Origin of the sequence: Streptomyces sp. NPDC020807 (assembly GCF_040641575.1) — a bacterium.
Classification (GTDB): Bacteria; Actinomycetota; Actinomycetes; order Streptomycetales; family Streptomycetaceae; genus Streptomyces.
The window spans coordinates 1-12,123 of sequence record NZ_JBFADU010000020.1 but is presented as its reverse complement, the minus strand read 5'-3'; the positions used below and the strand labels follow the sequence as shown (position 1 = coordinate 12,123).

Below are 12,123 nucleotides of genomic sequence, written 5' to 3'. Positions count from 1 at the left end.
CGACGGACAGACCGACGGACAGACCGCCGAACAGCTCGACGAATAGCCCGACAAATGGGACGTCACGTTGAATAGGGTTCATACGGTCAACGTCGTCGTCCTTCGAGGAGCCGGGTGAGAGCGCAGCGGGTGCGGCGCGGGGTGGTGCGCGGTGTCGTGCGCGGGGTGGTGCTCGCGGCCGCCTGCGCGCCGCTCGTCGCCGGGTGCGGCAGCGGCGAGGGCGGGCTGCGGAGCGCCGGGGCCACGCCGACGGCCGTCGGGCCCGTACGCCTGTGGCCGGAGCTGCCGCCCGCGACCGACCCGCCGATCGACTACGGCGAGTCCGACACCGAGCGCGTCCCCGGCGTGAAGGTCCCCTACAGCGACGTCCGGCGCGTCGCCCCCGTCGCCGTCGTCCAGGCCGAGGTGCGGGCGCACCCCGGGACGTACTCCGGCGGGGACGGACTGTACGACGAGACCCGCCGCGCGATCGAGGCCTGCGTCACCAAGCCCGCCGCCTGCCCGATCATGCGGCCGTACTACCGCGACCTCACCGGCAACGGCCGCGAAGAGCTCATCGTCGGCATCCGCATGCCCGACCAGCAGGTCGGCATCCGCGTCTACCTCGCCGAGAACGGCGGGCTCACCCGGATCATGTCCACCGTCGACCAGGTCATCAGCGTCGAGCTGGCCGGCCGCGACCTGATCACGCGGGTCGGCTCCGCCGGCATCCCCGGATACGAGTACCGCACCGCCTGGTCCTGGGACGAGACGCAGCACAGCATGCTCCCCACGAGGGACGAGATCGTCCGGGTGAAGCCGCCGCGGCCGGGCGCCTCGACGGTCCCCCCGCCCGTCCTCGTCAGCCCGTCGCCCTCGGCACCCGTGCTCGTCGACCCCTCGGCGCCCCGCGAGCCCGCCGGTTCCGCCGCCCCCGCGGAGCCCGTGCCGTGAGGCCGTCCGAGGGGCCCCGACCACCCCGACGGCCTCAGCGGTCCCGGCGATCCGGTCCGTCACGGCCGCGCCGCGGACCACGGCTGCCCGCCTGGACGGCGACGCTCACCTGGAAGGCCGCCGCCTTCATCGCCGTCATGTGCTGCGCCCTGGCCGCGCTCCTCGGCACCCTCGTCCACGTCTCCGTCACCGCCAAGACCGTCCAGGACGCCCGCGAGAAGGCCCTCACACGTCTCACCGACGTCAGCCGGCTGTATGTCGACGGCGAGCCGCTCCCCCCGTTCGCCGGGATCGACCCGCACGGCCTCCCCGCCTCCCTGCGGGCCCTCGCCGCCAAGGGCGAGCGCGGGACCGTCGTCGCCGACCACGAGGGGCGCCCCACCATGTGGGCGGCCGGCCCCGCCGACGGCCGCGCCCTCGCCGTCCGGGTCGACTACACGCAGAGCGCCGCCACGATCGAGGCCCTCGACCGGTCGATCCTCGGCTCCTCCGCCCTCGCGATCGGGGTCACCCTCCTCGTCGGCGTCTTCGCCGTCACCCGCGTCACCCGCCGCCTCCACCAGACCGCCCGGGTGGCCCGCCGGATCAGCGCCGGCGACCTCGACGCGCGCGTCGACGATCCCCGCACCGCGGACCCCTCACGCCACCAGGACGAGGTCGCCACCGTCTCCGGCGCCCTCGACACCATGGCCTCCTCGCTCCAGCGCAAGCTCCAGTCCGAGCAGCGCTTCACCGCCGACGTCGCCCACGAGCTGCGCACCCCGCTCACCGGGCTCTCGGCCGCCGCCGAACTGCTGCCGGACGGGCGGCCGTCCGAGCTCGTCCAGGACCGGGTGCGGGCGATGCGCGACCTCACCGAGGACCTCCTGGAGATCTCGCGGCTCGACGCCCGCAACGAGGCCGTCGACCTCGCCGAGCACGAACTCGGCCCGCTCGCCGCGCGCGTGGTGCGCGCCTCCGGGACGGAGACCGAGGTGCGGATCGTCCGGGACACCACCGTCGAGACGGACCGGCGGCGCCTGGAGCGGGTCCTCGGCAACCTCGTCGCCAACGCGCACAAGCACGGCGCCCCGCCCGTCGTGGTGACGGTCGACGGACCGGTCGTGACCGTACGGGACCACGGCCCCGGCTATCCCCCGTACCTCCTGGAGTCGGGGCCGCAGCGGTTCCGTACCGAGAGCGGGGGCAAGGGGCACGGGCTCGGGCTGACGATCGCCGTCGGGCAGGCCGAGGTCATCGGCGCCCGGCTGGAGTTCACCGGCGCGGAGGGCGGTGGCGCCGCCGCCGTCCTGCGGCTGCCCGCCCTGGGGGAACCTCCCCCGGAGAGCTGAGCCCTGAGGCCCGAGGCCCGAGGCCCGAGGCCCGAGGCCCGAGGCCCGAGGCCCGAGGCCCGAGGCCCGAGGCCCGAGGCCCGAGGCCTGAGGCCTGAGGCCTGAGGCCTGAGGCCTGAGGCCTGAGACCCGAGAGCCGAGAGCCGCGAGCTGAGGCCTGAAGCTGAGAGCCGAGAGCGAGGCCGCGGGGCTGAGACCCGCGACCCGAGAGCGTGACGGCGCACCGTGACGCAAAAGGGACATACGGCATACCACTTGCTACGTTGCGCTCCATGGCCACCACACCGCGCACGGACGCTCCCCCGCCCGGGGTACGCGTCCCCGGGCGTCGCGGCGTGGAACTCTCGCTCCTCGTCGGCGCAGTCCTCATCTCCGTGTCCGGCTACGCCGCCGTCGGCCTCGCCCGCAGCGGCGCCGTCCCCCCGGACGCCGCCCGCTACGGCGCCGGGCTCGGGCTCCTCGCCCTCGTCGCCCACCTGGCCGTCCGCTTCCGCGCGCCGTACGCCGATCCGCTGCTCCTGCCGATCGCGGTCCTGCTCAACGGCCTCGGCCTGGTCCTGATCTACCGGCTCGACCTGGAGACCCCGAACGACCACGCGGCGGCGACCCAGCTCGTCTGGTCGACGCTCGGCGTCGCGCTCTTCATCGTCGTGGTGCTGCTCCTGCGCGACCACCGCACGCTCCAGCAGTACGCGTACGTCTCCGTCGCCGCCGCGCTCGCCCTGATGATCCTGCCGATCTTCTTCCCCGCCGTGAACGGCGCCAAGATCTGGATCCGGATCGGCGGGCTCTCCTTCCAGCCGGGCGAGTTCGCCAAGATCCTGCTCGCGGTCTTCTTCGCCGCGTACCTCGCCGCCAACCGCAACGCTCTCGCGTACACCGGCCGCCGGATCTGGAAGCTCCAGTTCCCCACCGGGCGGGTGCTCGGGCCGATCGTCGCGATCTGGCTGCTCAGCGTCGGCGTCCTCGTCGTCGAACGCGACCTCGGCACCTCGCTGCTCTTCTTCGGGCTGTTCGTGATCATGCTGTACGTGGCGACCGGCCGCACCGGCTGGATCGCCGTCGGGCTCCTCCTGGCCTCCGCCGGGGCCTTCCTCGTGGGCTCGCTCGAACCGCACGTCCACAGCCGGGTCGCGGACTGGCTCGACCCCTTCGCCTCGATCCGCGCCGGGGACGGCCCCGGGCAGCTCGCCCAGTCGCTCTTCGCGTTCGCGGCCGGCGGCATGCTCGGCACGGGGCTCGGACTCGGACACTCCGTCCTCATCGGCTTCGCCGTGAAGTCCGACTTCATCCTCGCGACCGTCGGCGAGGAGCTCGGACTCGTCGGGCTCACCGCGGTCTTCCTGCTGTACGCGCTCCTCGTCGCCCGCGGCTACCGCGCCGGCCTCTCGCTGCGCGACCCCTTCGGGCGGCTGCTCGCGATCGGGCTCGCGTCGATCGTGGCGCTCCAGGTGTTCGTGATCGCCGGCGGGGTGATGGGGCTGATCCCGCTGACGGGCATGGCCATGCCGTTCCTCGCCCAGGGCGGCTCGTCGGTCGTCACGAACTGGGTGATCGTGGCGCTCCTCATCCGCCTCAGCGACTCGGCGCGGGCACCGCAGCCGGACACGGCGGACACGGGGACGCTGGCGCGGGTGGGCGGGGAGGCGGAGGCGCGGTGAGCCGGGCGGGCGGAGGCACGGTGAAAGGTTCCGGCTGTGCGGGCCCCTGCCCGGACGCTACCCAGGGAGGGGTCGGTTGATCCGGTACATCCGGCGGGCCGCCGCGCTCTGCCTCGTGCTGCTCGTGGCCCTGCTCGTCAACGCCGCCCGGGTCATGGTCCTGGAGGCCGAGGAGCTCGACGACAACCCCGCCAACCGGCGGATCGCCATCGAGCGGTACGCCGAGCCGCGCGGCGAGATCGTCGTCGACGGCAAGCCGGTGACCGGCTCGCGGGACAGCGGACAGCAGCTGCGCTGGGAACGCTCCTACCGGCAGGGCCCGCTGTACGCGCCCGTCACCGGCTACGCCTCCCAGACGTACGGCACCACCCTCGTCGAGAACGCCGAGGACGCCGTCCTCTCCGGCACCGACCCGATGCTCGCGCCGCTCCCCCTCTGGAACGACCTCACCCGCGGCCGCCAGCCCGGCGGCGACGTCCTCACCACCGTCCGCGCCACCATGCAGGAGGCCGCCTACCGCGGCCTCGACGGAAAGCGCGGCGCCGTCGTCGCGGTGGAGCCGTCGAGCGGCCGGATCCTCGCGCTCGTGAGCTCGCCCTCGTACGACCCCGGGGTCCTCTCCGGCACCGGGAAGACGGTCAAGGACGCCTGGACGCGGCTCACCACCTCGCCCAACCAGCCGATGCTGAACCGCGCGCTCCGGCAGACGTACCCGCCCGGCTCCACCTTCAAGATCGTGACGGCGGCGGCCGCCCTGGACGCCGGTGTCGTCCGGGACGTCGACGCGCCGACCGACACCCCCGACCCCTTCGTCCTGCCCGGCACCCGCCAGGTCCTGCCGAACGAGGCCAAGGGCTGCGCGGACGCCTCCCTGTCGTACGCCATCCAGTGGTCCTGCAACACGGTGATGGCCGGGCTCGGCGTGGAGGTCGGGCTGACCGGCATGGTCGACGCGGCCGAACAGTTCGGCTTCAACGACACCGGCCTGCGCGTGCCGTCCTGGGTCGCCAAGTCCAACTTCGACGAGGCCATGAGCCCCGACCAGCTGGCCCTGTCCTCCATCGGCCAGTTCGACACGACGGCGACCCCTCTCCAGATGGCCATGGTCGCGGCGGCCGTCGCCAACCACGGCGAGATCGCCCGCCCGTACCTCGTGGACCGCACCACCACCTCGGGCGGCACGACCGTCGACCGCACCCCCCGGCGCAGCTACCGCCAGGCCATGAACCCGGCCACCGCCCTCCAGCTCCAGCGGCTCATGGTCAAGGCCGTGCAGGAGGGCACCGGCACCAACGCGGCGATCCCCGGCGCCCTCGTCGGCGGCAAGACCGGCACCGCCCAGCACGGCTTCGGCAACACGGGGACCCCGTACGCCTGGTTCATCGCCTGGGCCCAGGCCGCAGACTCCGCCCAGCCGGCCGTCGCCGTCGCCGTCGTCGTGGAGGACGCGGAGGCCTCCCGTACGGACATCAGCGGTGGCGGCAGCGCGGCGCCGATCGCGCGGGACGTGATGCGGGAGGCGCTGAGGCTGGAGGCGGAGGCCCGGAGGTAGCCGGTGCCGGGCCCCTCGGGCTCAGCCCGCGCCCTCCTCGATCGCGCGCTCCACCTCCGCAACCCTTTCCCGCTCCTCCGTCGCGAACCGCTCGCGGTCCAGAGCCTCCGCGATCTCCTCGTCCTGGGTCATCAGCAGGTCGAGGTTGGAGTCGCCGAGGTCGAAGACGCCCATGTCCAGGTACGCCTTCTGGAGCCGCTCGCCCCACAGGCCGATGTCCTTCACGCAGGGCACGATCCGGCTGAACAGCAGCTTCCGGAAGAGGTGCAGGAACTCGCTGCGCTCGCTGAGCTCCTCGGCCTCCTTCCGCGCGATGCCGAAGTTCTCCAGGACCTCGACGCCCCGCAGCCGGTCGCGCATGAGGTAGCAGCCCTCGATGACGAACTCCTCGCGCTCGCGGAGCTCGGCGTCCGTGAGCTGCTTGTAGTAGTCGCGCAGCGCCATCCGGCCGAAGGCCACGTGCCGGGCCTCGTCCTGCATCACGTACGCGAGGATCTGCTTCGGCAGCGGCTTGTCGGTGGTGTCGCGGATCATGCCGAAGGCGGCGAGGGCGAGCCCTTCGATGAGGACCTGCATGCCGAGGTAGGGCATGTCCCAGCGGGAGTCGCGGAGGGTGTCGCCGAGCAGGCTCCGGAGGTCGTCGTTGACCGGGTAGAGCATCCCGACCTTCTCGTGGAGGAAGCGGCCGAAGATCTCCGCGTGCCGGGCCTCGTCCATGGTCTGGGTGGCCGAGTAGAACTTCGCGTCGAGGTCGGGGACGGACTCGACGATGCGGGCGGCGCAGACCATGGCGCCCTGTTCGCCGTGGAGGAACTGGCTGAAGTTCCAGGCCGCGTAGTGGCGGCGCAGCTCGCCCTTGTCCTTCTCGGTCAGCTTCGGCCAGTGGCGGGTGCCGTGGAGGGTGAGGACCTCGTCGGGCGTGCCGAGCGGGTCGTACGGGTCGACGTCGAGGGACCAGTCGACGCGGGTCGCGCCGTCCCACTGCTTGTCCTTGCCCTTCTGGTAGAGGGCGAGGAGGCGTTCCCGGCCGTCGTCGTACTCCCAGGAGAAGCGTGCCGCACCGGTGGCGGGCACCTCCCAGACGGGCTGTGCGGGGGCGTTCACGTACAGGTCGTTCGTCGGCACCGACGACTCCTTCCGTTTCCTTCCGTTCTGCCTACCGTCCGCTCCCCGCAGGCTCACACGTTGGTAGACGGATCGTCAACAAGTCGTACGGGAGTCGTCGACCCTTTAGGGTCGGCACATGACGAGCGCCGCCACACCCGCGTACCGCCGGCTGAGCGTCGAGGAGCGGCGCGAGCAACTGCTCGACTCCGCCCAGGAGCTCTTCGCCCACCGGCCGCCCGAGGACGTCTCGCTCGACGACGTCGCCGAGGCCGCCGGCGTCTCGCGCCCGCTCGTCTACCGGTACTTCCCCGGCGGGAAGCAGCAGTTGTACGAGGCGGCCCTCCGCTCCTCCGCCGACGCGCTCAACCGCTGCTTCACCGAGCCGCCCGCCGGGGCGCCGACCGAGCGGCTCGGGCGGGTCCTCGACCGGTACCTCGCCTTCGTCGACGGGCACGACGCCGGGTTCAGCGCGCTGCTCCGGGGCGGGAGCGTGGCCGAGACGTCCCGGACGAGCGCGATCGTGGACGAGGTGCGGCGGACCGGCGCCGAGCAGATCCAGGTCCACCTGGGGGTCGAGCGGCCGGGGCTGCGGCTCTCCCTGCTGGTCAGGACCTGGATCGCCGCGGTGGAGGCGGCCTCGCTGATCTGGCTCGACGCCGGGAAGCAGCCCCCGGCGGAGGAGCTGCGGGACTGGCTCGTGGACCACCTGCTCGCCCTGCTCGCGGCCACGGCGGGGGACGACGAGGAGACGGCGGGGGTCGTGAAGCGGATGCTGGCGCAGGAGTCGGCCGACGGGGCGGTGGCGCGGCTCGCGCGCAAGGTGGCGCCGATCGTCGGCGAGGCGGCCCACCTGCTGTGACCCCTCCGGCCGGGAGAGACTGGAGGGGTGAAGAGCCAGAACACCCCCTTCCGCGGCGGCCCGCTCGACGGCCGGGTCCTGCCGATCCTCCTCGGCCCGACCGGCCACCCGCCGAAGTGGTACGAGGTCCCGGTCCCGGCCCACGACGGCCGGCCGCCGACCGTGTACGCGTACCGGCGCGAGCCCGCGGGGTACACGAAGCGGCTCGGGCTCCAGCGCGGCTGGGTGTACGAGTACGCCCCCGACGGGCGCGAGCGACGGGAGCTGAAGTGGCCGTGGTCGAAGCCGGGCCCGCGCGGGTCTGGGCCGAAAGAGTGAGCACGCCGAGGGCCGTTCCCTTCATCCGTTAATCGGATGAAATGACACGCCATCATCCCCATGGAGGTGGTGACGTGTCACGAAGGCTGCTGCGGACGGTCTGCACGGGGGCGCTGGCGGCGGTGACCGCCCTGGCGGGGGTGGTCCCGGCGGTGGGAGCGGGCCCGACGGACCCGCCGGTCGCCCCGGACCCGCCGGCCGAGGCCCCGATCGCCTGGGCTGACCCGACGGAGGAGCCGGTGGGGCCGGTGGACCCGGCGGACGCGACGGAGCCGGTGGACCCGGCGGACGCGACAGGACCGGTGGACCCGGCGGACACGACGGGACCGGTGGGGCCGGTGGACGCGACGGGACCCGTGGGGCCGGTGGACGCGACGGGACCCGTGGACCCGGCGGACACGACGGGACCGGTGGGGCCGGTGGATCCGGCCGAGCCGGCGGTGGAGCCCGTGACGCCCGCCGCCCCGCTCCCCGCCGACTCCTATGCCCCGCTCCCCCCGCTCCCCGCCGACGCGGATGCCCCGCCCCTCGACGACGCCTCCGCGCTCCCGCCCCCCGGCGGTGACTCCGTCGCCGCCCTCCTCACCCGCCTCCGCACCCTCTACCAGCAGGCCGAGGAGGCCACCGAGCGGTTCAACGCCGCCGAGGAGGCCCGTACCGCCCAGGCCGCCGACACCCGGAAGGTCACGGCGCGGCTCACCACCGCCCGTACCGAACTGGCCAGGGGCCGGGCGGAGGCCGGGCGGCTCGCACGGGAGCAGTACCAGGGCCGGTCGGACTTCTCGGCGTACCTCCAGGTGCTCTTCGCGAGCGATCCGCAGACCGCCCTCGACCAGGGACGGCTGCTCGCCCGGGCGGCCCGCGACCGGGCCGGTACCGTCGAGCGGCTCACCGCCGCCGAGCGGAAGGCCGACGCGCTCGCGAGCGCGTCCCGGAAGGCCCTCGACCGCCAGCAGACCCTCGCCGCCGCGCAGCGGGTGCGGCGCGACGAGGTGACGGCGAAGCTGCGCGAGGTCGAGAAGCTGCTCGCCTCCCTCTCCGCCGACCAGCTGACCCGGCTCACCGAGCTCGAACGGACGCAGACGGCGGGCGCGCAGCGCGAACTCCTCGACACCGGCGTCCTCGACGGCCGCCGCACCCCGTCCCGGGCGGGCGCCGACGCGCTGCGCTTCGCCGTCGAGCAGATCGGCAAGCCGTACGTGTGGGGGGCCGAGGGCCCGGAGTCGTACGACTGCTCGGGGCTGACGCAGCGGGCCTGGGCGGCGGCCGGGCGGGAGATCCCCCGGACCAGCCAGGAGCAGTGGGCGAGCCTCCCCCGTGTCCCCCTCGCGGAGCTGCGCCCCGGCGACCTGGTCGTCTACTTCGAGGGCGCCACGCACGTCGCCCTCTACCTCGGCGAGGGCCTGGTCGTGCAGGCCCCGCGCCCCGGCGGGAAGGTGAAGGTCTCCCCGATCGCCGCGAACCCGCTCATCGGCGCGGTCCGCCCCGACCCGGGCGCGACGGCGCTGGGGACGTACGCGCCGCCGGAGCTTCCGGCGGAGGCGCGGGAGGGCGGGGACGAGGGGTACGACGCCGGTCGTGAAGAGGTCAGTCCCACAGGGAGATGAGGCCGAGCACCCAGACGTAGACGAAGGCGCCGCCGACGAGGAGGGCGGCCAGGAGGCAGCCGGCGTCCGAGAGCTTGTCGCGCAGCTTCACCGGCTCGTCGTCCTCGGAGGACGCGTCGTCGTCCTCGTACGAGAGGGGCTCGTCCCAGTCGACCGGCCGGCCCGTCTCCTCGGCGCGGGCCGTGCGCAGGGCGGCGAGACGCTCCCCGGCGACGGCCGTGGCCGCGAGCGCCTCGGGCCCGCTCCACTCGAGGGCGCGCATGCGCCGGCCGACGGTCGCGTACCGCGCCTCGAAGGCGGCGGTCTCGGCCGCGTCCCGGTCCTCTTCGAGGTACATCCAGCGGCCTGCCTCGGCCGGTTCCCCGAACAGCCGGTACACCTCGGCGAGCCGGCGCCGCAGGGTCAGGTCCCGGGGGAAGGACGAGACGAGACCGCGCAGCCGCTGGCGCGCCATGGGGACGCGTCCGGCGGCGAGGTCGGCGTCGACACGGGCCAGGGTGTTCGAGAGGGGCATGCGGAGATTCTCGAACACCCCGGCCGATGAATCGATTCTTTTACGGGACCGAGGGCTCGGGCGACGAGGAGGCGGCTGCGGCGCCCGCGACCTCCGCCAGGTACGCCGACGCCTTCTCCGGGTCGGAGAAAACGCCGATCAGCCCTGCACGGGCTCTACCAGCGGGTTTCCGTCAACCGGGGCGCCCGAGCGGGGCCGTGGGCCGTCTGTGGGCCGTCGGAGCTCGAACGGGGCCGCTTCGTAGACGCTTGCGATGGCGCCTCCACACCCTGCGTTGGGCAGCCCACCCAACTTCGGTTCAACCGAGAGCGGTTGGGCCGACCTGCACTAGGGTTCATCTTTAGGCATGCGAAAAGAGCCCGCTGCGCTCCACTCTTGGCCGAGTGCGCACGGACTCTTCAGCTAACTCTTCACGCCCACCAGGAGGTTCACATGAAAGAGCCAACTCAATGCACAGGAGAGTGCATTGGAAAGAATAGTACACCCATGAGAATCCGCACGTCTCCTTCCTGGACGCGCCCCGATTGGATCGGGGCTGGAGCAGCCGTGATCGGCCTCCTGATAGCCCTGGCCACCCTGTACCTGCAGTGGAAGCAGGGTGGTGCCGGGTAGTCACGACCGGCAGCAGCGAACCGAAGTGCCGCTTCCCCAGCCTCTCCTCACCAAGCACACGAGAGGCTGGGGGCACTTGGGCGGGATGACACGAGGTCGTCACACCTCGAAGGCAACCGATTCGTAGACGCTCGCGATGGCGCTCCGGGTGCGCTCCTGACTGCTCGGCATGAGGTGGGCGTAGATCCGGAGCGTCAGGGCCGCGTTGCTGTGCCCAAGGTAGTCACTGACGGCCTTGATGTTCTCTCCTCCGTCCAGGAGGGCGGAGGCGTAGAAGTGCCTCAGCGCGTGCATTCCGTGCTCGCGGGCAGCAGCATGCCGGTCCTCCTTGGTCTCCGGCGGAGCGATGACGGCAGCCGTGACGAGAGCAGGCTTCCACGCCTCCTCGTTCAGCGACGTACGCCAGACGTGGTTGCCGCCCGGGGCCAGGAAGATGAGGCGCCTGGTCACCTTCGGTCCGTCAGCCGTCCTCCAAGGGAGGGTGATCTCCACCGGGGGGTGCTGCTTCATGTGCGCCCGCAGGACATCGGCGACAGGTCCGGGCAGCGGCACATCACGAACCTTCCCGCCCTTGGGGAGGGCGAATACCGGCTTGCTCCTGCTGAGCTTGAGCTGCTGCCCGATGTGCAGCGTCTCGGACTCGAAGTCGATCGCATCCACGGCTACGCCAAGGATCTCCCCCTGTCGCAGTCCGCACCCAGCGCCCAGGTCGACCATGGCGCGGTACCGCTCAGGCATGGCCCGCCTGACCGCGAACACCCTCTCGGCCGTCCAGGGAACGACGCGCTTCGCGTCAATGGCCGGCGGCCGGACGGAACCTGCGGAGAAGGGGTTCCGGCTCAGGTGACCGTCGTCCACGGCCGCGCTGAACGCGGCCCGCACGTTCGCGTAGATGGCCCGCCCGTACGACCCCGTCACGGTCGATTCGAGCACCGCCACCCATTCCCGGATGTGACTCGGCTGGAACGAACCGAGAGGCCGCGAGCCGATGTGAGGGAACGCGTGGAGCTTGAGCTGCGACGTCATGGATTCGAGCGTCCTCGGGTCCACGCCGTGGGACTTGAGCCACTTCTCGGTGAACTGCTGGAACGTGGTCTTGGCCGCCCTCGGGTCCACGTACTGCCCCCGGGACATATCCGCCTCGATCAGGGTGAGCCACTCCTCGGCGAGGCGCTTCTTTCGGTCCGGGAACGACTTCGACTTCTCGGTGCCGTCGGGGCCGATGTAACGGGCGCGGTAGCGGAGGCCGGTGCCGTACCGGTCGGTCTTGATGCGGCGCTCGTTGCCGTCGTCGTCGATCTCAGTCTTGTACCAGCGGTCCTGGACGTGGCCAGCCATGTGGGCTGTTTCCTCTCGGTGGTGGTGTGCCTGTCCTCAGGGAGGGAGGCATGGGGGTGCCGTGGAAGTGGCTGTGGAGGGGGTTCGGGGTGGTCGGGGAGGTTGCCTCCCTGCCTCCCTGGCGGAGGGTTTGAGCAGGTCACCGGCAGGGAGGCGGGTCAGGGAGGCGATTAGGGAGTTCTCCCTGCCTCCCTGACTGGATAGGCTGCGCGCGGTTGTCGTCGTCTAGCGGCCGAGGACTCCGTACGCCGGTTCGCCCGGCTGCGGAACCCCGGGTTCGAATCCCGGGCG

Annotated in this window: 10 protein-coding genes; 7 read left to right on the top strand and 3 right to left on the bottom strand. The window is 72.7% G+C overall.

The genetic code is table 11. The features are described 5' to 3' along the window. Positions 1 to 141 precede the first annotated feature (141 nt). From AB0G79_RS25005 to AB0G79_RS24990, 4 genes are all read left to right on the top strand, one after another. Entirely contained in the window at positions 142 to 933 is a 792-nt protein-coding gene (locus AB0G79_RS25005; RefSeq protein ID WP_360810218.1) for a hypothetical protein, read from the top strand. A 137-nt stretch (positions 934 to 1,070) separates the two neighbouring features. Beyond that, positions 1,071 to 2,264, top strand: coding sequence for a HAMP domain-containing sensor histidine kinase (locus AB0G79_RS25000; RefSeq protein WP_360810053.1), 1,194 nt, complete (start codon positions 1,071 to 1,073; stop codon positions 2,262 to 2,264). Positions 2,265 to 2,536: 272 nt separating this feature from the next. Continuing rightward, a complete protein-coding gene (locus tag AB0G79_RS24995; protein ID WP_360810051.1) occupies positions 2,537 to 3,925 on the top strand; it encodes an FtsW/RodA/SpoVE family cell cycle protein in 1,389 nt (462 codons plus the stop codon). Positions 3,926 to 4,001: 76 nt separating this feature from the next. Next, on the top strand, positions 4,002 to 5,477 hold the full coding sequence (locus AB0G79_RS24990; protein ID WP_360810049.1) for a penicillin-binding transpeptidase domain-containing protein: 1,476 nt from the start codon (positions 4,002 to 4,004) through the stop codon (positions 5,475 to 5,477). 21 nt (positions 5,478 to 5,498) lie between these two features. Here AB0G79_RS24990 and AB0G79_RS24985 read toward each other — a convergent pair whose 3' ends face one another. Next, entirely contained in the window at positions 5,499 to 6,602 is a 1,104-nt protein-coding gene (locus AB0G79_RS24985) for a ferritin-like domain-containing protein (RefSeq protein WP_360810047.1), read from the bottom strand. Between the two features lie 118 nt (positions 6,603 to 6,720). On the opposite strand from AB0G79_RS24985, the gene AB0G79_RS24980 reads away from it, so the two are divergent. The 3 genes from AB0G79_RS24980 (at position 6,721) to AB0G79_RS24970 (ending at position 9,368) form a co-directional block, all read left to right on the top strand. Further along, complete coding sequence (locus tag AB0G79_RS24980) at positions 6,721 to 7,443, top strand: TetR/AcrR family transcriptional regulator (protein WP_360810045.1); 723 nt, start codon at positions 6,721 to 6,723, stop codon at positions 7,441 to 7,443. A gap of 27 nt (positions 7,444 to 7,470) precedes the next feature. Further along, positions 7,471 to 7,761: a hypothetical protein gene (locus AB0G79_RS24975; RefSeq protein WP_360810043.1), complete on the top strand. Its 291-nt coding sequence runs from the start codon at positions 7,471 to 7,473 to the stop codon at positions 7,759 to 7,761. 74 nt (positions 7,762 to 7,835) lie between these two features. Next, positions 7,836 to 9,368 (top strand): NlpC/P60 family protein, encoded by a 1,533-nt coding sequence (locus tag AB0G79_RS24970; protein WP_360810041.1) that lies wholly within the window; start codon positions 7,836 to 7,838, stop codon positions 9,366 to 9,368. Here AB0G79_RS24970 and AB0G79_RS24965 read toward each other — a convergent pair. Next, on the bottom strand, positions 9,349 to 9,882 hold the full coding sequence (locus tag AB0G79_RS24965) for a DUF6584 family protein (protein WP_360810039.1): 534 nt from the start codon (positions 9,880 to 9,882) through the stop codon (positions 9,349 to 9,351). The genes AB0G79_RS24970 and AB0G79_RS24965 overlap by 20 nt on opposite strands. Before the next feature lie 711 nt (positions 9,883 to 10,593). Further along, on the bottom strand, positions 10,594 to 11,832 hold the full coding sequence (locus AB0G79_RS24960; RefSeq protein ID WP_360810037.1) for a site-specific integrase: 1,239 nt from the start codon (positions 11,830 to 11,832) through the stop codon (positions 10,594 to 10,596). Between the last annotated feature and the right edge of the window lie 291 nt (positions 11,833 to 12,123).

Excerpts from the sequence above, each read along its gene's own strand:
- AB0G79_RS24965 (WP_360810039.1), bottom strand. The coding sequence starts at position 9,882 with ATGCCCCTCTCGAACACCCTGGCCCGTGTCGACGCCGACCTCGCCGCC.
- AB0G79_RS24980 (WP_360810045.1), top strand. The coding sequence starts at position 6,721 with ATGACGAGCGCCGCCACACCCGCGTACCGCCGGCTGAGCGTCGAGGAG.
- AB0G79_RS24995 (WP_360810051.1), top strand. The coding sequence starts at position 2,537 with ATGGCCACCACACCGCGCACGGACGCTCCCCCGCCCGGGGTACGCGTC.
- AB0G79_RS25000 (WP_360810053.1), top strand. The coding sequence starts at position 1,071 with ATGTGCTGCGCCCTGGCCGCGCTCCTCGGCACCCTCGTCCACGTCTCC.
- AB0G79_RS24960 (WP_360810037.1), bottom strand. The coding sequence starts at position 11,832 with ATGGCTGGCCACGTCCAGGACCGCTGGTACAAGACTGAGATCGACGAC.